This window comes from Mucilaginibacter celer, assembly GCF_003576455.2.
In the GTDB taxonomy this organism is placed as follows: Bacteria; Bacteroidota; Bacteroidia; order Sphingobacteriales; family Sphingobacteriaceae; genus Mucilaginibacter; species Mucilaginibacter celer.
The window spans coordinates 3,250,459-3,276,600 of sequence record NZ_CP032869.1 but is presented as its reverse complement, the minus strand read 5'-3'; the positions used below and the strand labels follow the sequence as shown (position 1 = coordinate 3,276,600).

The following is a 26,142-nucleotide window of genomic DNA, read 5'->3' as shown; positions in this document are numbered from 1 at the left end:
ATATAAATCGAAACAAAATGAAAAAATTTAAATATTCTATCCTGATACTTGCGCTACTTGCGGTAAGTATTACAGGATGCCAGAAAATGGATGGTTTGCAGGCAAACCCCAACGTAAACAGTGCTACGTCATTACTTCCTCCGTCATTATTCTTTAACCACGCAGCCTACAGCTTGTACCAGGGCGGTGGTGTTATTGACGGCAGGCCGGGTTCGGTATTTGAAGGTCCGTGGGATCAGGTAATGCGTTGGAATCAGTACACAGTATCAAACTTTGCTTACTACCGCGGTCAGAACGCTTACATCTGGAGCAACAGCGCAACTGCATATGATTTGATTCGTTATGCTAATTTCATGGAGCAAAAAGCATTAGCTTTAAACGGTACCAACAACAATATTTACGGTGCGTTGGGTAAATTTTTGCGCGCTTACAGCTTTGTATGGTTAACTCAACGCGTTGGCGATATCCCTGCAAGCGATGTAGGTAACACTACAACGCTTACACCCAAATACGATAGCCAGCACGATGTTTATAAAAGGGTATTAGCCATGCTGGATACTGCCAACACTATTGCAGCAACCGCTATCAAACCTAATACATCAACCAACAACTCATCATTACTGGTTGACGGTGATATTTATGGTTTAACTTATGCACAATGGCAAAAAGTGATCAATACTTATAAATTACGTGTGTTGATAAGCCTGAGCAAACGTGCAGATGATAATGCTGATTTGAGTATTAAACAGCAATTTGCGGCTATTGTAAGTAACCCGAATACTTATCCTATCATGACGGCTAATGCAGATAACCTTGCTTTCAAATATGTTAGCTTGAACCCATATCCTCACTCGCCTACCGATGGTTATAACATTTATGAAAGTATTGGCCAGGTATATTTAAAAATTACCACTGATAACAAAGACCCACGTACATTTGTAGTGGCTACACCATCGCCGGCACAGCTTGTCGCTCCAAACAATAAATCAATCGGCGATTTCAGCGCTTATGTTGGTGCTGATATTAACTTAACCCAAACACAGTTAAACACTGCAGTAACAGCAGGTGTGCCAACAGGAGCATTAAGCCCTTACTCGTTTGTAAGCTTTAAAAGGTATTATTCATCATTAACCGGTCCGGAACCATACATTATCCTTGGTTATTCAGAAATGTGCTTTAACATTGCCGAAGCTGCTAACCGTGGCTGGTTGCCGGGTGTTAGTGCCGCTACATGGTATGGTAATGGTATCGATGCGTCATTAGCTTTCTACGGTATCAGCAATGGTCAAAGCCTTACTATAGGCGATATAAAAGGTAATACATTAGGTACAGTTACTGCAGATGTTGCTGCCTTTAAAACAGCTGCTGCTTATACAGGCGACAATGCTGCCGGTTTAACCCAGATCCTGAACCAGAAGTATGTTTCGATGTTCCAAAACTCAGGTTGGGAAGCATATTACAACTGGCGTCGTACAGGCATCCCTGCATTGGTACAGGGAGGCCCGGGTATAGGCACATCAAATAACCTGATCCCACGCAGGTGGCAGTATCCAACCGACGAAAAGGTTTATAACACTGCTAATGTAAACGCTGCTATACAAAGCCAGTACGGCGGTACTGATGATTTGTATAAGGATATGTGGCTTACTAAATAATATACATACGATTAATTAATTAAACAGGGGTCCGGTTTCGGGCCTCTGTTTTTTACATTTAAAACGGATATGAAAAAATTACTATTGTTATTATCTGTTTGCCTTGCCGGGCAAACGCAAGCTCAAATTGCCGACAGCACCAAACGCAAGGTTGAATTGCAAGGCGCTGTAAATTTTCGCGATATTGGCGGTTATGCCACTAAAGACGGACACCACGTAAAATGGGGAAAGGTTTACCGCAGCGCGGATATGAGTAAATTAACGGATCAGGATCTGGCCACTTTAGCCGAACGTAAAATAGCTTATGATGTGGATTTACGTGGCACTCAAGAGTCAAAACAGGCTCCCGACCGGATGAACCCCAATACCGATTATATTTTATGCCCGGCTGGCAGTGATGATGCCAACGGCAATATGATGCAAAGCCTGAGGAAAACAACCCATGGCGACTCGGTGATGACAGCTTATTATGCCAATACAACATTCCTGGCCGACAGGTACAAGCCATTTTTTGGTAAGCTGCTGGCAATGCCGGAAGATAAGAGCCTGGTGTTTCACTGTACAGCGGGTAAAGACCGTACCGGTATAGGTGCTGCCTTGTTGTTATACAGTTTAGGCGTTCCGTACGAAACTATTATGAAGGACTATGAAGCTTCGAACTATTATCGCGCAGCCGAAAATGCAAAATCTGTTAACGGCATGGTGAATTTTATGAAAATTGATGAGAACGTGGCCAAAGATGTATTAAGCGTTAAAAAGGAATACCTTGACGCCACTTTCACAGCCATCAAAAAACAATACGGGTCGATTGATAATTATCTTAAAACCCAGATTGGGTTAACCGATAAGGACATCAAAGCGCTTAGAGCTAAGTTTTTGGATTAAGAAAATATCGCCAATTAATTAAAAGCCGGGACGAGCAGATGTGCTGGTTCCGGCTTTCATTATATTTAAAGGATTTGTTTGTTCACCCTTAGCTGGCAGGGGCTTACTTAGTCAGCGTAGTTTCGTATAAAACTTTACCCGCCATGTTAATAGCCTTAACATGCAGTTTATTGCTGTTGATGGCAAAGTACATAAACCCGTGTTCAGAAGCCTCAAATTTACTATAGGGTATGCCCGAGGTAACCGGAGTAAGCTCCGAGCCTGCACCAGAAATAAACTGGTGCGTGTATCCCTCAGGTTTTAGGTGTTGCAGTGAATGATCATGTCCCGATAGGTAAACATCAACCTTATATTTTTCAAAAATACCGGCCATTTTTTCTCGTATCGTAAGCGTATCATAATTTTTAATACGCGGACCAACAGTGTAATAGGGGTGATGACCAACAACCATTTTCCACTTTACATCGGCCGATGCGTTTTTCAGTTGCTCATTAATCCATACCATCTGCTCTTCAACCATTTGCTTTTTGTCTTCGTGAAGCATCGGGTCGGTATCAATCATCAGCATTAATAACTTATCCGTTTTGTCGCCGGTTTTGCCTAAAGGGAATTCTTTTTTATAGTAGAGTGATGGCATATTCCAGCGGCGGCTTACCTTGCTGTATCTTACCTGCGCCTGCGGATCGGCACCCCAGTCATGATTTCCTAAAACAGGGTACCAGTTACATTGCAGCGAGTGTGCGGTGTAAATATTTTCGAACGAATAGTGAAAAAGCGGGTCGTTTTCGCTGATTACGCCAAGCGGATAAAAGTTATCGCCAACAGATACCACAAAATCGTTAGGATTGGCGGCCCCCCACAAACCCATTTGTTTGGCTACTTCGGTCTGGTCGTATTCGCCGTTGCGGCCCCAATCGCCAATAGCCATAAAATGCACGTTAAATTCATCTTTCAAACCGGCCGATGGTGAAAGATCGTCACTTTCAAAATGGGTAACGGTTTCGCCTGCAAGGGCTGTTATTGGTGTTATGATGGATGCGCCAAGCGCCGTAATTGTGGTATTTTTAATAAAATCTCTGCGTTTCATTTTAAATGGTTGGTGTTTGCCAGGGGCCAAAGGTAGATAAGGCGGCAAGTTGCTGTAATAAGAAATATTTAAGTAACGGTAATCATTGTGTTAACCTAATGCCCCGTTGTCGGGAGATTCTACCGGCAGTAAAAACAAACTTACAGGTAATGAAAGGTTTATCGGTAAGCGATATTTTTTATCTCGAAAGAAAATTTCCAAAAAGTTAACAATCGGCCTCCAAAACTGAACAATTTGAACAAAACAGCCGTATAAATCCTCACCTGATTAATTGTACCGGCATAGTAAAGCTATTTATCGCCCTGAACATAAATACTTCGCAATAATGTCTGTGACAACCTTATAATTAACTAATATGATTTAAAGGCTTTTAAGGTTTCATGAGCAAGCGTTTATTTACTATATTATTTTTATTCCTGGCGTTGCCATTTGGCTTAAGCGCACAAAACTGCGCCTTAAGTGTTAATATATCATCGCCCGGGACCACCATTTGTTCGGGAAGTTCGGTGGTGTTAACCGCCGCTACTACTGCTGGTACCGGGCCCTTCACTTATTTATGGAGCACCGGCGAAACCGGCTCAACCATTAGCGCTAACAAAGCAGGCACTTATACCGTAACCGTTACTGATAAAACCACCGGCTGCAAAGCTGTTGCCAAAGGCATTACACTGCGCGAGGCAAGTACGCCGGCAGCGCCTGCGGCCAAAAACGCCGTAGTTTGCCAAAATAGTCCGGCTACGCTCACTGCAACAGGCTCGGGCGGTGTTTATCAATGGTATGATGCACCCGTAAGTGGTAACTTTTTAAAAACCGGCGACACCTACGTTACGCCTCCCATAATGGGCACCACAACCTTCTATGTTGAAACTACCGTTGGTGGCTGTACAAGCCCCCGCACAGCCGTAACAGTTTTCATAACCGGCAAACCCGATGTGGCCGGTGCTGCAGTATGTTCGGGGGGGGGTGCTACCTTGCTGGCCAGCGGTGCCGATAGTTATACCTGGTATGACGCAGCAACAGGAGGTAAAGTTGTTGGTTCGGGGCCGTCGTTTAGAACACCACCCTTGCTTAAAACAACAATTTATTATGTGGTTGCCGCAACTAACGGCTGTACCAGTGCGCCAACGCCGGTTATAGCCAGGGTAAATCCGCCGCCGCCTACACCTGTTGTTACCAATGTCAATATTTGCTCGGGGCAGGTAGCCAGTTTGCATGCCGATGCGCCCGAGGGTTTTTTTGATTGGTTTGATGTACCAACAGGCGGAGTTTCCTTGATTTCGAGTCCCGACTATACAACCCCGGCATTAACTGCCACCAAAACATATTACGTACAGGTAAAGCTTAACGATTGCGAAAGCCCGCGTGTACCGGTAACCGTATTTGTAAGCCCTATACCGCAAACGCCCGCACCGCAAACTGCTACGGTTTGTTACAATACAGGTACAACCTTAACTGCCGCCGCAAAACCGGTGGGTACCTATGCCTGGTATGATGCTGCCATTGGCGGCCGCCTGCTAAAAACGGGCGTCACCTTTAATACGCCTGCACTTACAAGTAATACCACTTATTATGTTGAAAACCGCAGCAATGCAGGGTGTATAAGCGAGCGCGCAGCCGTAAAAGTGGCAGTTAATCCTCCGGTTGCCACCCCTGTTGCTGCCGGAGCTGTAATTTGTTCGGGTGCGATGGCCTCACTATTTACAACATCACCGGCCGATGGAAACTATCAGTGGTATGATGCCCCCGTGGGAGGCAAACTGCTGGCTGCTTCGCCCCATTATACCACACCGGCATTAACCGAAAGTAAAACCTACTATTTACAGGCAACTGCCAATGGTTGCGCCAGTACACGTACTGCTGTGCAGGTTACGGTTATCAAACCGCTTGCAGCACCCAAAGTTTCAAATACTACAGTTTGTTATAACGGCGCGGCGGTACTTACCGCTACCGGCGCAAGTGGCAGCTATGCCTGGTATGATAGCGCTACTGGCGGCAAACTATTATCAACAGGTTCAACTTATGTTACCCCCAATTTAACTTCCCAGGCAACTTATTATGTCGAAACCTCGGTTAACGATTGTGTGAGCCCCCGCACAGCCGTTACAGTTGATGTGATAACCCGCCCGTCGCCGCCTGTCGCAAGTGGCACCTCAGTTTGTTCGGGAACATCGGCACAACTAAAAGCCGGCGGAAGCGGTATTATCGAATGGTTTGGTGTGCCTGCCGGCGGAACGCCGTTGTTTACGGGTAGTAATTTTACAACCCCAAAGCTCTCCGAGAAAACTGTCTACTACATTCAAAGCAGGGTAGGCGATTGCGTGAGCCAACGGGTGCCGGTTACGGTTAACATTAGCTCTACAGATGATACACAATTTGTATATCCTTCGGGAACTTTTACTCCTAAAAGCCCTAATCCCAAACCGATAATTAATAATCCGTCGGGTGGCACTTTTACTTCATCGCCTGCCGGGCTGGTTTTTGTTGATGATCACACCGGCGAAATTGATGTAAAAGCAAGTGCGCCTGGCCAATACATTGTTACGATAACCAGTAATGGGTCTTGTGCGGCAACTTATAGCGCGGGTGTAAATATTGTTTCGGTATTGAATGCCCGGTTTGCCTACGGGGGGCCGTTTTGTCAGTTCGGCCTTAATCCACAGCCAAAGTTTTTTCCTAATGCAAGCGCGGGCACTTTTACGGCTACACCAGCGGGTTTAACTTTTACCAGCACAGCCACGGGCGAAATAAATTTAGCCAAAACTCAACCAGGAACCTACGAGGTTACGAACACCATTTACAATTTCGACGGAACGATAGCCAGCTCAGAAAAGGCTAAAGTTACCATTGATCAGGGGGCTATTGCCGATGCCGGTCCCGATCAAACTGTAGCACCGGGAAGCACCGTACAACTGGCGGGCAGTATAATTGGGGTAGCCGGAGGGCGATGGTCAGGCGGTTTGGGTAAGTTTTCTGATCCTGACCGGGGGGACGCAACTTATACCCCCGCGGCGGGCGAACGCCAGGTAACGCTTACCCTCACAACCGATGATCCATCAGGAACCTGCGGCCCCGGCGTTGATAAAGTGATTATTAATATAACTACCGGTTTACCGGCACCTACTGCCCCCGGTACATCAACTTGTAAGGGCAGCATTGCTACAGTATCTGCTACGGGCCCGGGCGGCACCTACCATTGGTATGATGCTGCCGAAAACGGTACCGAACTATCCACCGGACCAAACTTTATTACCCCGCCACTTACACAAACAACAACCTACTATGTAAATACCACCGTAGGTAATTTAATCAGCGAAATGACGGCTGTAACTGTAAGGGTTAACGAACAGCCGCAGCCACCCATAGTACGCAGCCTGGTGGCCTGCGAGGGCAGTCCCACCACGCTTACCGCCCGGGGCTCAAAAGGTACTTACCAGTGGTATGATGCTCCCGTTGGCGGCACACTACTTTCGCTTGATAGTATTTATGTAACCCCAGGGTTAGTAAGTAATACAAGCTATTATGTACAGGCCGTGGTTGATGGCTGCGTGAGCGAGCGGACCAAGGTTGATGTTACGGTAACCAAACTGGCAAAAATAACCAGTGCATCGGCCAATATCATTTGCAGTGGCGTTGCGCAGAGTTATGATATCACGGCCGATCAGCCGGGTACAACCTTTTTATGGTCGCGTGCGGCAGTGGCCGGGATAAGTAACACGGCGGTATCCAATCAGTCATCGCCACAAATTACCGAGACGCTTACCAGCGCAACCGCCGATCCGGTTGATGTTACATATACCATAATACCGGTGGTTAACGGCTGCTCGGGCCAGCCTTTTAATTATGTGGTTACGGTTTATCCCTCGCCACAGGTTACCAGCGACCCGGCTTCCAAGCTTTGTAATATGACTACCGGTAACTACGCCGTTGGATTTAATATTCCGGGTGTAAGCTTTAGCTGGTCGCGCGAGGTGGTGCCGGGTATCAGCAACCTGGCGGTGAGGGGGCAGATGGCCAATGTTATCCGCGAGGTGCTGTACAATACCACCAATAAACCTATTGATGTTACCTATGTATTTAACTATCAGACAAGCAATTGCTCCGGCCCACCGTTTAAATGGGTGGCAACTGTTAATCCATCAGTTAATATAACCAGTAAAGCAGCTGATGAAACCTGCAGCGGATCGGCTTTGGATTATACCATAACTTCCAACGTGTCATCGGCAACCTTTACCTGGAGCAGATCGGCAGTTCCGGGTATCAGCAACCCGGCTTCGGGTACGCAAACCGGTAATAAAATTAACGAGGTTTTGGTAAATAAAAGCGCTTCGGCCATTAATGTTATTTATGTGATAACGCCAAAAGCTTTTGATTGTGATGGGATTCCCTTTGCTTACCTGGTTAAAGTAAACCCCGAAATACCACAAAGAAAAATCCGGACCAACTCGCCGGTGTGTTTAAACAGCGACATCAAACTTAATGTTGACCCGGTTGCAAAAGCTACCTACCGTTGGACAGGCCCTGATAACTATAACGCATCCGGTCCAAATCCTGTAATTAAAAATGTCACTAAAAAAATGGCCGGCATTTATAGCCTGTATATTACTGTTAATAACTGTACCAGTTTAGCTGATACGGCAACGGTTGTTATTAATGATCCGCCAACGGCTAAAGCCGGCAAAAATGTGCGTGCCTGCGTTACCGACGAGTATATTCAGTTGGAGGGCATTATCGGGGGAGGAACAAACACCGGGGTATGGTCGAGCAGTGGCACGGGGCATTTTTCGCCTTCTGAAAATGAAAAAAGAGCACGTTACATACCATCTGATAAGGACAAAACAGCCGGATCGGTAGTGCTTACGCTTTCGTCAACCAGTAAGGATGATTGTGATATAGCAACATCTGATATGACTATCACCTTCGGTAAAATACCGGGTGTGGATGCGGGCAAAAGCATTGATGTTTGCGAACAGCAAAAAAGTGTAAAAATGGATGGTACTGTGTTTGCGCCGGGCGGCGGAAAATGGACAACCAGCGGCACCGGTACCTTTATATCTCCCGAAAGCGAGCAGGGGGCCGTATACCAGCCCTCGGATGAAGATGTTAAAAAAGGTTCGGTAAAACTGACGCTTACGGCCAATAACCCCGGCCAATGTTATTTTGCCACCGGTACCATGACCATAACGTTTTTGCCGCCGCCATCGGTTAATGCAGGTGGAGTGCGGTATGTGCAAAAAAATCATACCATAACCTTAACACCTACGGTTAGCGACGAAAATGTGCAATACCAGTGGCTGCCGGCAACAGGACTAAATGACAATAAGATAAAAGAACCTACACTAACCGGCGATGTTGATGGTATTTACACACTATACGTAACCGATAAACTGGGCTGCGTTGGTAAAAGCGAGGTGATGATCAAGGTATCGCCGGATATCACTATCCCCAATACATTTACCCCTAATGGCGATGGGATCAATGATTTTTGGGAGATTAAAGGCCTTATAGCTTACGAAAGCACCACGGTTGATGTATTTAACCGCTATGGCGAAAAGCTGTTCCACTCAGTAGGGTATAGTAGCCCCTGGGATGGTTTGTTTAATGGTAAGCAGTTGCCGGCCGGCACTTATTTTTATATCATCGATATGAAAACCGGGAAACCACCCTTATCGGGCCCGGTTACTATTTTGCGGTAAAATATATTGCAACGTTTTGCTGCAGCATGCGTCTTATAAACAAAAAACAGGCGATTATGAAAAAAATTATCTGCTCAATGATGGCATCGTTACTTGTTGTAGCGGTAGCCTTTACTGCTTCGGCACAAACAGTTACCCGTAATGTTTCGGGCTATAACGGCATTGCCTGTGGCGGCCCATTCAATGTATTTATTAAAATTGACGGAACAGAAGGTGTAAAGCTTGATGTTGATGCCAATATTGTTGACGATATTAAAACCGAGGTAGAAAACGGCATCCTGAAGGTTGAGTTTAAAGATCACTGGAAAAACCACCGCAACATTCAGCGGGCTAATATTTATATCTCGGCAAAAACTGTGGGTTATTTGGCCAACAGCGGTTCGGGTAATGCCACTGTTGATGGTGTGATGACTGCCGAGAATGCTAAAATAGCCTTAAGCGGATCGGGCAATATTAAAACAGCCGTTAAATCAGGCACACTTGATCTGAGGATCAGCGGATCAGGTTCGATTGATGTTAAAGGTAGTACCGGCATGGCCGATTGCCACATTAGCGGTTCGGGGCAAATCAACGGTAAATCGTTAAGTACCGAAACTGTGGAGGCTTCAATTGCAGGCTCTGGCGACGTAAATATTATGGCCAGCAAAAAGGTGTCGGCCCGCATAGCAGGTTCGGGCAGCGTGGTGTATTCAGGTTCGGCAACTATTGGCGAAACCCGCTATGCCGGATCGGGTAGGGTAAGCAAAGCCGATTAATTTAATCATTATATAGCGTATGAAAAAGACTGCCGGCCGGCAGTCTTTTTTTGTATTTGCTCTGTTTTTGTTCCGGTGTTCCACTTTTTTAGGTGGAACACTTGCGTATTTTTTAAAAATAAAAATACTTGATAATCAAATAGTTGCATTTTGTTGAAAATGTTGATTTATTAAATTGGAACATATTAGTGTTGATAATCAATTAGTTATATTTTTTAAAAAACAAAAGTGGAACACCCGTTTTTAAAATTGGAACACCTTTTTTTTGAAAATTGGAACGCTAATTTTTGCCCGAAAATACAGGTAAACGGCCCGGGATCCGGATACCTGCTACAAGCTGTTGTTTGATAGTGCAACCTCCTTGTTTTAATATTTTTTAAAACTGTAGCGATTGATACGCCTGATGCGTAATAATTATAAACTTTGTAAGTTTATGAAAACACCTATCCCATCATCACAAAAAACAATTAACCTTTTGCTGCTTGCCGGCATGTTTTCTACATGCCTTAGTGCGTGCAAAAAAGATAAGCCGCAACCGCCCGAACCGGTAAAATCAATCATGGGCGATTGGTATACTTCTTTGAAAACAGGTGAACAACGCACACATATTTACTTTTTTTCGGATAGTACAGTTGCAACGCGCAAGCTGCCCTATGCTGATGGAGAAACAACAGATACCGTATACAGCGGCCGGTTCAGAACCCAGGGCGACAGTTTAAAAATATCGATAACCGAAAAAACAATAAATCAGCAGGGAGCCGTATTAAGCAAAGAGCCATCTAACATTAAAATTTTTCAGCAGGCCACCTATAAAATTACCGGGCCAAACCTTGTATTAAATTATACGGATACAGATGGTGCCGCTGCCCGCATTACATTTTTGAGGCTTTTGCCATTGATGTAAGCTGGCCGCAATGGTGGGAAAATAAAAAAGGCCTCCCCAAACCAGGAAGACCTCAACCAATAAATATACCGATAGAAAAAATTACATAGATGGGCTCAGGGCTGCCTTGCGTTGTTTGTGCAATTTAATGGCCTGGTAAATCATCACCACGGTGAATATGGTAACCAGCGAGAGCAAGCCCGTTTTAACAACCGGCGAATCGGGACCGTCGGCCAAAGGTTGTTCAACCGGGAGGCGGGTAAGCGTTTCTACCACAGCCGGAACAAGCGAAAAGAATAATGTAGCTGTCATGCCCACGGTTTGCACATAATCGGCTTTGCCACCAAATATGCGTAAAGCAGGCGCGTAATAAACAATAGGCAGTAAAATAAGGATGAGGATTGACAGGTTGTGCGCACTGCTGAGGTGCCCGGTTTTCATTACCAGGAATGACGACAGGCAGGCCAGCACGGTAAATACTGCATACAGTTTCCCGTTTTTTGATTTTGGGCTGATCTTTCCATCCTGGAACAAGGCCATAAATCCTACCGCTACTCCCACAATGCTGATTGCGGTATGAATGGCTCCGAATGTTGATAAAGCGTTTGGCATAATAAAGAGTTTTAAGGTTAAAATATTGTTTTTTAGTGATTTGTAATTTGATGTGCCATGATTTGTCCAATGTATATGCCATTGTTTTAAAGTGTTGATATTGAGTATTTTGTGATTTTGTGTGACTTTTTGATGACGATATATCGTGAGTGCGTGCCGCTGCTTACGGTATATAGCAAGTAGCGGACCGGGCCCGGAAACTATCTTGCACTCATCACAGATGAGCGCAAGAAAATGCGACAGTACTTTCGCCTCCTCCAAACTCCCCTTAATCAACCTTTATTCCACCCTTAAATCCCCTTTAAATAAGCTGTTTTCACCCCTGCGGCCGGCCCGCATTCAGCATAGTTTTGAGCTGTAATCAATAGGCAAAAAGGCTGTCGCGAACAGGCAGCCCGGGCCCAAAAAAAGAAGAGTTTAGAATCTAAACCTTATCATCAAATCAAAACATGGACTTACTTATCAGCCTCAACCAGGAAAAATTAAATCAGGCTATTGCAAAGCTGCATAGCGATTCTAAAATTCACGCGTCGCTTTTCGTCGGATCAAAAAAAGGAAGTTTTGAAAAAGTGGATTTCCAGGTAGACTGGGATGTTACCGCCTCACCCCAAATTGATTTCAGGCCGCCAACCATCAACGAATGGATAAGCAGTATTAAAAGTGACGGCGGCAGGGCCATACCCTTGGATAATGCCTTTATTGTTTTTTTACCAGCCCTGGCGATAACCTTTTTTGATGGTGTTGATACCCGGCGTACCGAGTTTCCACTAACCATTATCGGCCGCATCCCCAATAACAACCAGGGTGCGCTGTTAACCGCCGAAGCTGTTGTAATTGATCTGTCCCGCTTATCCGATCTGGATAGTTATGTTGCAAGGGAAGAGTTTATTCCTGAGATTATCGACCAGGTTAACAAGGCCATATCAGGCCTCCAAATCCCCGCTCCATCGTTTGAAGGGGTTATGCTTACACCGCCCCGTGCCGGCATCAGCAATAAAAACCTCGTGGTAGCCTTTAACCTCATTGATCGTGGCCAGCCTGATGTAAGCCATGTATTTGTACCCGATAAACCTTTTGTGGTGATGGCCAGCCAGGACCTTATGCGCATAGCGGCCAACTACATGGTAACTACCCAAATTCAGGGTCAAACATTCCGTCTTGACGACAGGGTAGGCGGCTCGGGCTTTAATGCTCATTACAGCGTGGAAGCCCATATCGATTATATGCATGTTGAGCCTGCCGGTAACCCTACCATATTCAGAACAATGGCAGGCATGCGTGCCTTCGCTCAGGCCGGCGTCACCATCGATGTTCCGTACGATCCTACCAAATGGTAACCTTATCGCAAACAATTAAAAAAATAATACCATGGCAACCGTAAACGTAAATTTTGATCTCAGCCATCAGCCAAACCCTATCACTTTAAACCTGCAGGTACAATTAAACCGGGGCACTTTAACTATTGTACCGGTAGATATTCCGCGGGTTGTGGTAATTGCCATACCGCGCTATTCGGGCGGCGTGTTAGATAAAATCCTTTCAACCATCCTTGCACCCATTGCCAATATCATAGCAGGTTCGCTGGGCATGTTTGCTTCAGATATTTTCAGGGATAAAAGTTTTGATGTTTTCCATGTGCCTAACATGAGTTTCAATGCGCCGGGCATGACCATCACGCTAAAGCCTGCCAATCTTTCGCTGGGCGATTTTAACGGGATGCTGATGATTGGCGGTGATATCGAAATTTCATAAATGCGCTGGCCGACGGTATTAAAAAAACTGATGATGAAAATCATTATTGAAAATGAAAATTCAATGAGATCCAGCCTGGGCAATGCAAAAAAACTGAGTCCATCGGCCGGGGAATATATACTGCCTAACTCAACGCTGGCAAACCAACAATTGGAGCGCTGGTGCTGGGCCGCCATAGCCCAGGGATTAACGGCTTACTATCATCAAAACACTATCCAACAATATGAAATAGCCTCGCAGGTGTTAGGTTTTGATTGCTCGGCTTATACCGATAGCACTGATGTTAGCGAGCGATGCAATATCAATTATAACCTTGATAAGGCGCTGGAAGCTGTTAACTGCTACAGCCACTGGAGCCCCGGCAAGCCTTTTTTTGAGCGGGTACAGTTTGAGATAAGTATGGGCAGGCCGGTTTGCCTCCGGATAAACTGGTTTAAAGGCGATGCACACTATGTGATGATTAACGGCTTTAATGCCGCTAACGCAACGCTGCATATCCAGGATTCGTTGCATGGCCCCAGCCAGATAGTCTACAAACATTTCCCATCAAAATACCGCGCGGGCGGGGTATGGGCAGAAACCTATTGGACTATAAACAAATTATCAACCCAAAAAACTAAAAACCAATGAGCCAATTTGATGTGGCGGCGGGTATTTCCCAACAAGCCATCAACAACGTGATCCGCTTCCTGTTTGATAACGACGAAGCGAAGGAAAAACTTTTTACGTACCAAACCACCCAAACCATTCCTGATCTGGGCGATTTTGAACTGAGCCTGGTAATTAATGAGTTACCGCTTATTGTTTTTGAAGCGCCAACGCATGAGGAATGGGACGCTGCTATTAAACAGGAAAAGGCAGAGTGGCCTTTAGCCAACGGTTTTAAGCTGCAACTGCCATCGGTAACCGGCACAATGACTTATGATGAAGTAAGCACCACCGCAACCGGAGAGGTTATTATTATTTGCGATTTATTTGCCACCAGCCTTACTGATGTATGTTTAAAACCGCGGGCGATATTAGTTGATCAGACTGATTTTTCTGAAATGGATGCCGAACTGGTTAACCATCAGCTGGTGCCTGCACTGTTTGATATTGTTGACCCGGTGTTAACAAGCATCACTATACCGGCCATCCCCGCCTTTGAGGGTGTTGAACTGCAGCCTGTTGCCTTTAAAATAACCGGCGGCTCCATTGTGCTGGCATCATCGCTTAAAACCAATCCCGCCACCAATATCAGCGATTATACGCTGCCATCCGGTCTTACGTCGGGTGTTTACACTGAAGTATCAAGCGCTATCCCTAATGTTTTGCTTAATAAGGAGGTTAAAGGGCAAACCTTTGGTGATGAAGATAAAACGGGGCCTAATGAATGGTCGGCCGGGTACAAAATTGCCGTTACGGTTGCCGATTTGTCGCTCGATTTATCCGACGAAAAAATCACCGCGAAGCTAACTCCGGGCAATATCTCGGCAAAGGGCGAAGTAACCGGTTTGGGCATAGGCATCACCAAATCGGTATTATGCCCGGTAACCACGGCTATCGATGCCATGGTTGATCCGGATAACTGGGATAAATTAACTGCTTCGTTCGCTGTGAGCATTACTCCTAAAGAGGCATCTGTAGTGGCCGAAGCCAAACTGGTAACTGTAAAGGTTAAGGATAAAGATGTTCAGAAAGTACGCCTCAAAGTGGTATCAACCAACGAGTTTGCCATCAGGGCGTTGCCTACCTGGTCGGGCTCTATTGTGGGTACGGTAATGGCTACAGCCACCAGTGCCCTGGTTGATATGATCCCGAAATCGTTAGATAAGCTTATTGTAGATAAGATTATCACCAATCACCTGCAAAGCCTTGATGTTTATTCGGTACCCGTTATATCCAACACCATAGCGGGAGTGAAAATTTCGATAGGCATTCCTGATAATTCAATCACGGTATCAACAGGTAAAACCATAGTGCAGCAGCTTGAAATAAATGCCGTGCACGTGCCTGCCAACTAATAGCCCCAATTAAACAAACAACATAAATTAACCGGCACAGCACCCGGTTACAAAAAGGTTAAAACCAATTAAAAACTAAAAAAATGAACTGGAAAAATACCGAAAAGGCCATATATGCTGCTGTTAATAACCAGGCGCAGCAATTTGCATTAAAGGATACGGCCGAATATCCGCTGGCATTTAACGTTGATATGCCAACCTCATACGCTTTCAATAACGGCAACCTGAGCTTTAAGTTTACAGATTTTGTATGTTCCGATTTAAGGGATGTTCAACTCATTTCAGATGCCTGTGTAAAAACCGGCGATCAGGTCAGCATCCGTTTAATGCTTGATAAAATAACGCTGAAAGGCAGGTACACCATCAACGCTAAAATGGCTCACAAAATAACCATGGATACAGCCGGTAACATGTTGGATTTTGAAGATGAACGCGATTTGCTGCAGGCCGCAGGTGCAGACTCGGGCCGTAAGGATACCCTGAGCGCCGACGAGCAGCGCGCCTTTGCCGCAAACGCGCAGGACCAGGAAAAACGCCTGATGGATACGCCTGCAGGCCGTGAGCTGATGAAAACCTACCGCGAGCACAACGAAATATACAACGAGGTATTTAACACCAACCCTGCGGCCCGCAGAAGCTGGTATGCCAACGGTGCCACAGCCGCCATGGCCCGCGATACGGATTTCGCCCTGAAAACAGAGGGGGTGGTAGTTAACTCGCCCACAAAAACCTATGGCGTAAAAAATACCAGCTACAATGCCAACGCTATTTTACAGCAGCTGAACATATTTTCGAACACGCTGATAGCCGATCCGGATTTTGATATTACCGATCCCGATTCAAAACCCGATCCGGATAGTAAATACTATAAAGCCGCGGCTGCCGCTTTATCATTTGGTAAAGCCGTGGATCTGAATACCCATAATAACGATAAAAATATCAATCCCTTAACCGCTAACCAGGTTTATGATCACGTTAATAACTCAAACGCCATGCTGCCCCCGGTTACTGTTGAGGAGGTGATGAATGTTTTCTCGCAGGCCAATGGTAAAGGCGGGGCTGATGAGGCCGAAGGTAAAGGCTGGATAGTGCTTGATGAGGAACAGCGTAAACTGGTAAGGATGTGGCAAACAGAAGCCATCCAGCGGAAAGCTTTTGATCCGAATATGGCAGCTACTGTTTTATGGGAGGGCGAATGTGGTGCTGAGATCATCAATACCACGGTTGATGTAGAGCTGAGCATTAACGAGGCTGCACAACAAATAACTATTGATAAAACAAGCGTAAGCCTGCCAACTTTCGAATTTGATATCGACGATTCATCATGGACGGGTAAGGCTGCCGAGGTGATCCGCGAGCGCGTTTCGCAGCTTTATTTTATCAAAAGCCTGATAAGCAGGCAAATTGAGCAGGGCATTCAAACCGTAATCAATCAATCGGTTTTAACAGCCCTGCAGGCATCCTGAATTAAAATTGTAACAACTCACTGATTTTACTGCTTTGGAACCTAAATACGAAATAGACGATCTGAGCGGCAGCAGACCCGGACTTAAAATTACGACCGGCAGGACTAAAAACCCTGTCGATCGTATTTTGAACGATCTGCTTCCGGTTGATATGCTGCGCTTTAAAGAAACGCTTGCATCAGCGCTCGAACCGCAAAAAAACTACCTTACCGAAACCGAGCTTAACCTGTACAACCGGGGCAAAAAGCTGCGCCCTGTAATGATGATGCTTGCCGCCCGGCTGATTAGCGGCGATGGTGAGCTGAGCCATAAGGTGATTAAAGGTTCGGTATCGTTAGAGATGCTGCACGTAGCCACCCTGATACATGATGATATTATTGACAACTCGCTTTTACGCCGGGGCTTATCATCTGTTAATGCTACACGTGGCGTAAACGCGGCCATTTTGGTTGGCGATATGCAGTTTGTGCAGGCCATAAGGTGTTTTGTGGATGCCATTGATACCGGCAGCGAAATGGAATTGGTAAAGCTGGTGTTGGATACAGCCTTCAAAATTTGCGCGGGCGAGCTGGACGAGATAAACGCTGATCCGCATGCTTCTACCAAATCGCTTAAAAATCACTATTTCGAGGTAATAGAACGCAAAACGGCCATTATGTTTGGCCTGGCCTGCGAAACAGGGGCGGCAATTGTAGATGGCCGCACCGGCGAGGCAAGGCGCATAGGCTTTTATGGCCGCAGGGTAGGGCGGGCCTTCCAGATTATGGATGATCTGTTCGACTTTTTGCAGGATGCCGCTACATCGGGTAAAATATTAGGTACCGATCTGGCCCAGCGCAGGCTCACCCTCCCCATTATTTACGCGATGGAAGAGCTGGGTGATGATCACCTGGTAAGTAAAATAGTGCGCGGAACCATTGAAGCAACACCTGAGTTGCTGGAGCGGGGACAGGAGGCTATCAAAAACACCTCCGCCTTCGAGCGTTCATACGCCGATGCCCGTTTCCAGGCCCTCGATGCCCTGGAATACCTGAAGCCCTTTAAGCATAACCAATATTACCAGGCGTTGGAAGATATTGCCCTGTATACTGTCGATCGTAGTTTTTAAACCGATAACCTATGCCTTTTTTTAGTTTTTTACTCAATACTATCCGCCCGAGGGTTAACGATGAACACAACAAGCGCTTTTGGCTGCCCGGTGTATTAAAAGGAATTGATGGCCCCAAACCGGATACAAAATTGCTGCCTTTAAATATAAGCGATTGCAATATAGGCGCACTGAGCGGCGAGCCATGTACACTGGTAACAGAAGGTGTGCTTATAGGGATACGGACCGTGCTTACTGCGAAAAAGAAGGAGGTACGCCCGATAAATTTTGATCGTGAAGACATTATTCCCGATCCGGCAAACCCTGCTCCCTTGCTGTCGTTCAGTAACCTTGTTTTAAACGGGTTGGAAAATCAGTGGGTTTTGGATGATATGCCGGTTATTCAAAATAGCAGCGGCTATGAGGTGGTGATTAAACTTCAGCCCAACCATTATCCGGCAAGTACAGGATTAAGCGCACTGGGTATAAAAAGCGATTACCTGCTTTCGTTCACTGCCTGCGCTGCCGATTTGCCCGATCTGGCCAAATATAACGGCGGCTACAAGCAAAAGGTTGATGGTAGGGGCAAGGTTAGGCTTAGCATTATCAACGCGCTTTTAAAAGCAACAATTGGAGTTAATATTACCGGCGACGGACCAGACAGGCAGGCCGCTGTTGAGTTTAAAAATATTGTTTTTACCGATTTTTCTGCGGAGATGCCATTAGGTATCGAGGTAGATGAATTGGATGTAGAGTCGACCCTCAGCCAGTATTTTGTTGGCAAATGGGAAGATATGGCTAAAGTAGCCATGACATCTCCGCAAGGTGTGGAGGGCATTTTTGCCCGGGTTAACGCCGCCTTGAACGACGCGGATAACCTGCGCAGATTATCGGCCGAGGTTTCGCCGATGCTGGGGAATGTGCTGAACAGTATTTTTGGCACGGTGATGCCTCATGGCTTGCCGGTTGCTGAACATGCAGCTTTAAACCAGGTTGACGAGTATCTGTTCGACAGGATCAGGTATGCTTTTAATTATATAGATAATGACTGGTACCTGCCCAAAGCGGTATGCGCCTTGTCATCACCATCGCTCGAGCCCCTGCTGGTTGACCGGATCAATCTGCCCGATCAGAAGATAGCGGGTATGCTATTCGAGAATATCAGGATAACAGAACTTAATGTGGCGGGTTTTTCAAATATAATTGCACCCGCCGCGCAGCTATTATTTGATGAAAAGGGCAACCTTGATGCTACCCTGAAATTATGTGCACTTAACCCGCCGCCTGTTAAACAGTTCAGCGGTAAAAACATCCCGGCCCCGCCGCTTAAAGGTACGGCTAAAATTACCCTCGAGCGTAAGGGCAGCGAGCCTGTAACCATCAGTCTTGAAGTTACCATGCAAACGGGCGAGGTTAGCTTCCTCAACGAATTTTTGGGCGATAGTGTTGATACATTGCAACTGGATTTAAAATACCTGCGGCTTAAGGTAAGCCCCGATGTTATCACAATTGTTTTAAGTAAAGATTCGCCTTTTTCAGGCTTCATCTCATCAAAAATAAATACGCCCGAAATTAAAAATGAGATTATCGCCAAACTGAACGAATACGCGGCGGATAACCTGAAAAGTATCAGCGCGCAAATAACGGAGGCTATGCGTGCTGGGATAATATCGGGGCTGGATGTGTGAGATTAACCAAAACCCGATATTGGGAAACGCTCGATAATTTTTAAAAAAAATGTCATTTCGATAGAGCAGAGGGCGGATTGAGGGAGGCGCGAAAGAGAATTCCTGTACGCCATGCAAAGCGATTATGCAAGGTGTAAAAGCAGGGCGTACAAGATTTATCCTCACTCCGGCGCTCATCCCTACCCCGGTTCGTTCGAAATGACATCGGGCTTTTCGTCTCCGCATTAAACTTATTAAAACATAAATCAATCACCTTAAAAAATTAAATCATGTCACAAACAGATCCATTCATCTCGCTATTGATCATTTTTATAACCGATCCGGGCAGCGATTTTTATCTCCCTAAATTATTACAGGCCTGCAATGATCCAAAGCTTGAACCCTACACCAATAATAATATCGATCTGGGCACTTACCCGGTAATGAGGCGCGATTACAGATTTAACCTCATCAATATTAAAGTGGAAGGGATCAGCAATATCCAGGTTGAAAAGGAAGGGGCAAATGTACCGAGGATTTACATCAACGGCAGCAACGTTAAATTTTACGCCCGGCGCCCTAACACCGAAGCCCCCATGCCGCAACTGCCCGCCAAACTAAAACTGGCTGCCGATTTGATCATCACCCCGGTTGGCAGCGTCTCGCTCCCTGCAATACACGTAACGGCCGACATCGCGCACGCCCAGCTTTTCGGCGAATTTGATGCCACCTCTAACGGACGCGACGCTGAAACTATCCGCATCACTTTCATAAAACTTGCCCTGCAGCAAATGTTGGATCAGGCTGATAATATCGTGTTTAATATCGATGCCAAATCTGTTTTTAACCAGATGATCAACCGGATCATTAACCAGGATTCGGTAAAGCTTAAACTGGTAACCGAGCTGAATAACCAGTTAAGTTCGGCCTCGGTTTTGGGAACGCTCAGCGCGCAATCAACCGCGGCAGCTATAGCTGCACTTAAATAAGAGGTATATCAAATTAAACCGGTTATGGAGCGGGAATTAAGAGGTACGTTAAACGATGTTAACGGCTTTCTAAGCCTCATCAGGCCTTATTGCACCGGCGATAAGGCCCGATTTGAAATTTCGTGGACATTAAGGCCCGGTTGTTTTGAAAAATACGGCCGGCTTAATTATTGGATGGATCTCCACTCAATTGCTGATGGAGAGGTGGTGAAATTCATCCTTAATGATTTAAACGCGCCGCAGCAGATAAAAAATGCTTTTGAACAGTTTACCGGTCCCTTATGTGTAGGTTTTGGCTTCGCCACAACAGGTGGCTGGCCGGTGCTTCGCCTTTATCTGCACGGCCGGGGCCGCAAAGCACATGAAAGGGCCGGTTATTACGAGGCCTGGCGATGGGATCCGCACGGAACGGTTAAAAAGCATGTTTATACTTTTCAGTTCCATTCCGATATAACAGGAAGCGCCGTATCCGGATCTATCCCCGCCGTGTTTACGGATGCCTTTAATAAGATGACCGGCAATGAACGCTTCAAACAAACTTCCGGCTACTGGATTCGCAAGGATGCCGCGGGTATAACAGATAATATTTATTTAGCCCTGCCCTGGATGCCGCCTGTTGGGCAATTACCCGGTATTGATCAGGTACTGAATGATCTGAATATCCCGGACTGCTTTCGCCGGCAGGTTGCGGAGTTTCCGGTGAGGAATTTTGGTTATAAAATAAAAAATGGCACCCCGGAGATCACGATCTATACACCCGGTGAAATTTTTGGTGAAATACCAGATAACGAAGCAGAGTTGCAATATGCCGTTTTAAAAGCGGCGAATGAAGCAAATGCGTATTTAGAATTGTTTGCAGACGCCTTGCAGCCAGGTGTTACCGGCAACCAAAGTCAGCCATCCTTTGCGCAGGTAAGTTGGGATGGCTTTAGCAAATAAGAAGCCCGTTTGTCATTTGCCCGATCAAAATGACATCGTTCATTAATTAGAGTAGATTTCCTTTTAAACCGAGATCAACTCATTTTTGATGGCAAAAAGCACCATCCCCGTCCTCGATTTTAGCCCGAATTTTTGAAACAGCGATTCGCGATAGTTATCGATAGTGTGGGGGCTCAGGTTCATTTCTTCGGCTATCTCCTTGTAAGTAAGTTCGGAGCAGCTCAGTTTTAAAAACCTAAGCTCGTTGACGGTAGGTTCTTTTGATTTATCAACCTGGGCATTTTTATTTTGCATGGTATGCAGCAGTTTGCCGCTTACCAGTTCGTTTAGGTAATAGCCGTGTTTGCGGATGGTTTCGAGAGCGAATACCACATCCCTTATTTTTGATTCTTTGAGCATGTAGCCCACCGCACCGCTTTTGAGCATATTGATGATAGGCTTATCATCATCAAACATACTTAAGGCCAATACTTTTACCGATGGGTGGGTTTGCTGCAGCCAGGCGGTGGCTTCGTACCCGTTCATCACGGGCATGGTAATATCCATCAGGATCATATCGGGCAGCGGAAACTTTTTTAGCTTGCCTATCATGTCTTCGCCGTTTTCGGCATCAAATAAAATTTTAACTTCTTTAAAATCGCCAAGAAGGCTTGCCATGCCCTGCCTGAACAAAGTATGGTTATCAACAATAGCAATTTGTATTGGAGCGGTCATTATGATACGGGGGTAAATAATAGGTATAAAGGTATAATTGTGCTTATAAAGGTACGTATATATTTATTAAAGTGCCTTTTCCTGGTTCCGAGTTAATTTCGGCGCGGCCGTTTACCAGTTCGGTCCGTTTTTGCATGTTGTGCAGGCCCATGCCCTGGCGTTTGCCAAATACTTCGGCTACGTTAAAGCCTATTCCATTATCGGCTATGGCAAGCTGCGCGCATTGCCCGGTGTTTGATAATTTAACGGTAACCTCCGTTGCTTTCGAGTGCTTTACCGCATTATTCAAAATTTCCTGGAATAGCCTGAAAATAACAATCTCTTTATCCTGTGCATCCGGCGCAGTTACAAAACTATCGGCGCTGAAATCAATTGTAAAATTAACAGAACGTTTTATCCACTCCAGTTCAAATTCAATTGCTTTCACAAGCCCTTTGCTCAGCAATTCCTCGCCGTGAAAAAGGCGGGAGAGGCCGCGCAGCTCCTGGATACAACGCTTGGCCAGGTCTTCGGCGTGGTTTATTTTATCGGCAAGGCGGCTGGTATCATCTAAATCCACCGAACCTAAAGTCATGGCGGTAAGGCTCAGGATCTGGCCGATATGATCGTGCAGATCATAAGCTACGGCCTGCAGGGTTTGTTCCTGCACTTCAACCTGGTTGCGTAACAGCTTGCTTTCGTAGTCTTTTTGCAGCAGTTCCTTCTCTTCAAAGTGCTTTTTTTTGCGGCGGTTACTGATGATAACGTACGCGATTAAAAAGGTCGGCGCTATCAAAAAAATAACCGAAACTAAGATGATGAGATGAAAGAAGTCTTTTGACGATATCTGCATATAAACGCGTACGACCAGCAGCCGTAAAGCAATAGGTTTAACGCATTAAAGATAATATACCGGGCGGTTAAATTAAAGTCGGTTTCTTCTTTAATGAGATATTGAAAAAAAATGTTACTTACCGTACTGCCGAAGTAAAAAAACAATACGCCGTTAACCCACCAAAACTCGGGCGAGGAAAGGAGTGACTGGTAGTCATCATATTTCTGCACCAGGTAATAATATACCAGCGATGCTACTACGAAGACCACCGAAATTACAGAAGCCGTGATATCAACATAACCCTGAAAATGTTTAAAGAATACGAACTCTGAAATATATACTGTAAGGAATATAAAAGCCCATGCTGCTAAAAGTTTAAAGGGCTTAAAATACCTGCGGAACAGGTAATAAAAAAAGTAGCTCACCGTACCACACTCGGCCGTAATAAAAATATCATAAACGATGGAGTTACGCTGATGATGATCGCGCAGGTAAATGCCTGTAAACTCGATAAGGCAGGTTGCAAACTGGTAAATGAGCAATACCCGCCAGGCAGGGGTTTTATCCCAGGCTACACAAAACAGGCCAATAAAAAAACACAGGAGCTCGGCTCCTGTGTTGATGGTGATATAATGCACTTATTTATCAAATAAAGTTGCTCCGATTGATTTGCAGGTAGCGGGAGGAGGGCAAAGCTCGCCGCGGTTTTCGGGCGTGGTGGTGAAGATACCGCCGCTACCGCCATTTGAAAACGGCGATCCTTTATAATAATCGTTATGGTTGCCGCTGGCCTGGTCAAGGTAGGTTGATACCATAATAAGGGTGCTGTGGCCCCAGTAATCTTTTGGCGGGGTGTTGAGGCCTTTAGGATTGTAATGGTTGTCATAAGCAGCCATGTAAAAGCGGATCCCGTCGCCCTTTTCGGCCTTGATTTTTTTAACCAGGCTGTCTAAACGGTCGATACTGAACCAGATGCACCTGGTGTTAGGACGTTTTTTACCAAGAACGCCTTCGCCGGGAATGCTGTCATGCGTGTTCCGGCTAAAGTTGGCCACATACTTCATCGCCGAATCAACGCTGATGGTGTCGGGATCGAGTACAATTGATGGTGCCGGAGTGGTAGCCGCGCCCTGGGGCTTTTGGGTACATGCATAAAATGACATGGTGGCCAGTACGGCCGCTGCAATAGTTAGGTTTTTAAGGTTCATTATAGTTTTTGTTTTAGGTGTTTACGAAAGTGCAATATTTTAAATTAATCAAAGAAAGATTTAGTGCGGCTGCCAAAATCATTTTCTCCTGCCAAGAAATATCCATCCCCTTTTAATTATTCATTACAAAATTATAGGTAATAGTACTTGTAAAAAGGGTGTTTTCACCCTTTTAAACCTTTAGTCATAAACGGAGATTTGGGATATCAAATAATGAAGATGCAGGTTGAAATTTTTACTTCGGTTATAAACAGGTTATCCGGTTATAATAACCTTAAAGCGCTGATTAAAAATAAATTAATTAGTATTATAATAGTTAATAATTAAAACAAAACCATACATTTAACCCAATCAATTATCAACCTAAAAAAGAGGCTTAAGCCTTATTGCTAAAATTATGGAACCTTACATTGGCGAAGTCCGCATGTTTGCGGGCACCTATGCCCCCCAGGGGTGGGCAACCTGCGATGGTCAGACCATGTCTATCGCTCAAAACCAGGCTTTGTTTGCTTTAATTGGCACCACCTACGGCGGTGATGGTATTCAAACCTTTCAACTGCCCGATTTAAGAGGCCGTGCACCGGTACACGCCGGGCAGGGACGTAACCTGAGCCCTTATACACAAGGCCAAACTGCAGGTGCGCAGGTAAACTCGCTTACCGTAGCGCAAATGCCACAGCACTCGCACTTACTGGGCGCAAATTCGGCTGGTGGTAACCAGATTATTCCTACAAATTTTTATCCATCGGATATATTGGATCCGGTTACCGGTTCCGGTACGCCATTTTATTCGGACGTTGCTCCTGATGTTACCCTTAACCCGGCTACTATACAATCAACAGGCGGCGGGCAGCCGTTTTCAATACAATCGCCGGTGCTGGCTGTAACCTTTATCATAGCGCTTACCGGTATCTGGCCACCGCGTCCGTAATCTTTTTCAACCCTAAACCATTGAAATTGACAATGAAAATAGGCATTGTATCAAATTCAAAAATCTGCATACCCCTGCTTTCTTATTTAAGTAATTATAATAAAGCAGGGGTTATGCTCTATCTCGGCAAATCCGAGAACCCCGATCTGAATATTAATGAGATCATCGGGTTTTGCAAAGCGAGAAATATATCGGTTTATACCGAACATGATAAAGAAGAACTTTATGCCTGGCAGCAAATGCTTAATCCCGACATCCTGTTTTTTTCGGGATACAGCCACAAGGTGAGTGTAGCCAGGCTGGAGGATGTGAAGTATGGTGTATATAATATCCATTTTGGCAAACTGCCGGTATTCAGGGGGCCATCACCGGTTTTCTGGCAGTTAAAAAAGGGCGAGCCTAACCTGAGCCTTACCATCCACAGGCTCAGCGATAAATTTGACAGCGGGGCAGTTGTATGGGAACATCACATTAAAAATGAAGAGCATTGCAATTACAGCTATGTAAATGATGTTTTTAGCGATTTACAGGTGCGCGGCGTATTGGATGTGCTGGAATACATTAGCCATAACCGGCCGCTGAACCAGGTAGCGCAAGACGAAACCAGGGCGGTTTATTATAATAAACCTCAACTGGCCGATATTATGATAAACTGGGAACAAATGACCGCCCGTGAAATCATTAACCTGATAAAAGCCTGCACCCCCTGGAACAGAGGGGCCAGCAGCCTGATTAACGGTCACGAACTAAAAATACTTGATGCCGAACAGGTACCGGTTGCAAGGGCAAACACCGCGCCGGGCACTATCGATATCACGAACAAAACCTTTAATGTAACCTGTGTAAATGGTGCTTCATTAAATGTTAATTTTTTTAATATCAACAACACCAGCATCCCTGCCCGGCATGCCGGTTTTTATGGTTTAAAAACCGGGCAGCAATTCATGAGTAAATTATAACGGAGAAAGCTGTACAAAATATAAACCCTACTACTTATTACTT

Annotated in this window: 22 protein-coding genes; 16 read left to right on the top strand and 6 right to left on the bottom strand. The window is 45.5% G+C overall.

The window, feature by feature from the left end; translation table 11 throughout:
* Nucleotides 1-17 precede the first annotated feature (17 nt).
* The gene (locus HYN43_RS13025; protein WP_119409761.1) at nucleotides 18-1,655 is read left to right on the top strand and encodes a SusD/RagB family nutrient-binding outer membrane lipoprotein; all 1,638 of its coding nucleotides are present in this window, start codon (nucleotides 18-20) and stop codon (nucleotides 1,653-1,655) included.
* Nucleotides 1,656-1,724: 69 nt separating this feature from the next.
* Nucleotides 1,725-2,540, top strand: a complete 816-nt coding sequence (locus HYN43_RS13020; protein WP_119409760.1) for a tyrosine-protein phosphatase — start codon at nucleotides 1,725-1,727, stop codon at nucleotides 2,538-2,540.
* A 103-nt stretch (nucleotides 2,541-2,643) separates the two neighbouring features.
* Here the strand turns inward: HYN43_RS13020 and HYN43_RS13015 are convergent, their stop codons facing one another.
* Nucleotides 2,644-3,627, bottom strand: coding sequence for a metallophosphoesterase (locus HYN43_RS13015; RefSeq protein ID WP_119409759.1), 984 nt, complete (start codon nucleotides 3,625-3,627; stop codon nucleotides 2,644-2,646).
* 380 nt (nucleotides 3,628-4,007) lie between these two features.
* Here HYN43_RS13015 and HYN43_RS13010 point away from each other — a divergent pair, with 380 nt between their 5' ends.
* The 3 genes from HYN43_RS13010 (at nucleotide 4,008) to HYN43_RS13000 (ending at nucleotide 10,979) form a co-directional block, all read left to right on the top strand.
* Nucleotides 4,008-9,320 carry an Ig-like domain-containing protein gene (locus HYN43_RS13010; protein WP_119409758.1) on the top strand — a complete coding sequence of 1,771 codons (5,313 nt, stop codon included), beginning with the start codon at nucleotides 4,008-4,010 and terminating at the stop codon, nucleotides 9,318-9,320.
* 56 nt (nucleotides 9,321-9,376) lie between these two features.
* Entirely contained in the window at nucleotides 9,377-10,075 is a 699-nt protein-coding gene (locus tag HYN43_RS13005) for a head GIN domain-containing protein (protein ID WP_162996446.1), read from the top strand.
* 433 nt (nucleotides 10,076-10,508) lie between these two features.
* Nucleotides 10,509-10,979, top strand: a complete 471-nt coding sequence (locus HYN43_RS13000; protein WP_162996445.1) for a hypothetical protein — start codon at nucleotides 10,509-10,511, stop codon at nucleotides 10,977-10,979.
* 81 nt (nucleotides 10,980-11,060) lie between these two features.
* Here the strand turns inward: HYN43_RS13000 and HYN43_RS12995 are convergent, their stop codons facing one another.
* Entirely contained in the window at nucleotides 11,061-11,570 is a 510-nt protein-coding gene (locus tag HYN43_RS12995) for a hypothetical protein (RefSeq protein ID WP_119409755.1), read from the bottom strand.
* 449 nt (nucleotides 11,571-12,019) lie between these two features.
* Here HYN43_RS12995 and HYN43_RS12990 point away from each other — a divergent pair, with 449 nt between their 5' ends.
* The 9 genes from HYN43_RS12990 to HYN43_RS12950 all read left to right on the top strand — a co-directional run bounded on the left by HYN43_RS12990 (nucleotide 12,020) and on the right by HYN43_RS12950 (nucleotide 21,473).
* Nucleotides 12,020-12,907, top strand: coding sequence for a hypothetical protein (locus HYN43_RS12990; RefSeq protein ID WP_119409754.1), 888 nt, complete (start codon nucleotides 12,020-12,022; stop codon nucleotides 12,905-12,907).
* Between the two features lie 31 nt (nucleotides 12,908-12,938).
* Nucleotides 12,939-13,322 carry a hypothetical protein gene (locus tag HYN43_RS12985; RefSeq protein WP_119409753.1) on the top strand — a complete coding sequence of 128 codons (384 nt, stop codon included), beginning with the start codon at nucleotides 12,939-12,941 and terminating at the stop codon, nucleotides 13,320-13,322.
* A 63-nt stretch (nucleotides 13,323-13,385) separates the two neighbouring features.
* Entirely contained in the window at nucleotides 13,386-13,952 is a 567-nt protein-coding gene (locus tag HYN43_RS12980; protein ID WP_162996444.1) for a papain-like cysteine protease family protein, read from the top strand.
* Complete coding sequence (locus tag HYN43_RS12975; protein WP_119409751.1) at nucleotides 13,949-15,325, top strand: hypothetical protein; 1,377 nt, start codon at nucleotides 13,949-13,951, stop codon at nucleotides 15,323-15,325. The genes HYN43_RS12980 and HYN43_RS12975 overlap by 4 nt, the downstream gene beginning before the upstream one ends.
* Before the next feature lie 83 nt (nucleotides 15,326-15,408).
* Nucleotides 15,409-16,791, top strand: coding sequence for a hypothetical protein (locus HYN43_RS12970; protein WP_119409750.1), 1,383 nt, complete (start codon nucleotides 15,409-15,411; stop codon nucleotides 16,789-16,791).
* Between the two features lie 34 nt (nucleotides 16,792-16,825).
* Nucleotides 16,826-17,899, top strand: coding sequence for a polyprenyl synthetase family protein (locus tag HYN43_RS12965; RefSeq protein ID WP_205589928.1), 1,074 nt, complete (start codon nucleotides 16,826-16,828; stop codon nucleotides 17,897-17,899).
* An 11-nt stretch (nucleotides 17,900-17,910) separates the two neighbouring features.
* Complete coding sequence (locus HYN43_RS12960; protein ID WP_119409749.1) at nucleotides 17,911-19,566, top strand: hypothetical protein; 1,656 nt, start codon at nucleotides 17,911-17,913, stop codon at nucleotides 19,564-19,566.
* A gap of 269 nt (nucleotides 19,567-19,835) precedes the next feature.
* The gene (locus HYN43_RS12955) at nucleotides 19,836-20,534 is read left to right on the top strand and encodes a hypothetical protein (protein WP_119409748.1); all 699 of its coding nucleotides are present in this window, start codon (nucleotides 19,836-19,838) and stop codon (nucleotides 20,532-20,534) included.
* 24 nt (nucleotides 20,535-20,558) lie between these two features.
* On the top strand, nucleotides 20,559-21,473 hold the full coding sequence (locus HYN43_RS12950; protein WP_119409747.1) for a hypothetical protein: 915 nt from the start codon (nucleotides 20,559-20,561) through the stop codon (nucleotides 21,471-21,473).
* Nucleotides 21,474-21,536: 63 nt separating this feature from the next.
* Here HYN43_RS12950 and HYN43_RS12945 read toward each other — a convergent pair whose 3' ends face one another.
* From HYN43_RS12945 to HYN43_RS12930, 4 genes are read right to left on the bottom strand one after another with little or no spacing between them, the layout of a single operon-like run.
* Nucleotides 21,537-22,187: a response regulator transcription factor gene (locus tag HYN43_RS12945; RefSeq protein ID WP_119409746.1), complete on the bottom strand. Its 651-nt coding sequence runs from the start codon at nucleotides 22,185-22,187 to the stop codon at nucleotides 21,537-21,539.
* Between the two features lie 43 nt (nucleotides 22,188-22,230).
* Complete coding sequence (locus HYN43_RS12940; protein WP_119409745.1) at nucleotides 22,231-23,019, bottom strand: sensor histidine kinase; 789 nt, start codon at nucleotides 23,017-23,019, stop codon at nucleotides 22,231-22,233.
* Nucleotides 22,977-23,639, bottom strand: coding sequence for a hypothetical protein (locus HYN43_RS12935; protein WP_119409744.1), 663 nt, complete (start codon nucleotides 23,637-23,639; stop codon nucleotides 22,977-22,979). The genes HYN43_RS12940 and HYN43_RS12935 overlap by 43 nt, the downstream gene beginning before the upstream one ends.
* The gene (locus HYN43_RS12930) at nucleotides 23,640-24,209 is read right to left on the bottom strand and encodes a hypothetical protein (protein WP_119409743.1); all 570 of its coding nucleotides are present in this window, start codon (nucleotides 24,207-24,209) and stop codon (nucleotides 23,640-23,642) included.
* A gap of 397 nt (nucleotides 24,210-24,606) precedes the next feature.
* Here HYN43_RS12930 and HYN43_RS12925 point away from each other — a divergent pair, with 397 nt between their 5' ends.
* Nucleotides 24,607-25,140, top strand: coding sequence for a phage tail protein (locus tag HYN43_RS12925; RefSeq protein ID WP_205589927.1), 534 nt, complete (start codon nucleotides 24,607-24,609; stop codon nucleotides 25,138-25,140).
* A 32-nt stretch (nucleotides 25,141-25,172) separates the two neighbouring features.
* Entirely contained in the window at nucleotides 25,173-26,099 is a 927-nt protein-coding gene (locus tag HYN43_RS12920; RefSeq protein WP_119409741.1) for a methionyl-tRNA formyltransferase, read from the top strand.
* Nucleotides 26,100-26,142: the final 43 nt, after the last annotated feature.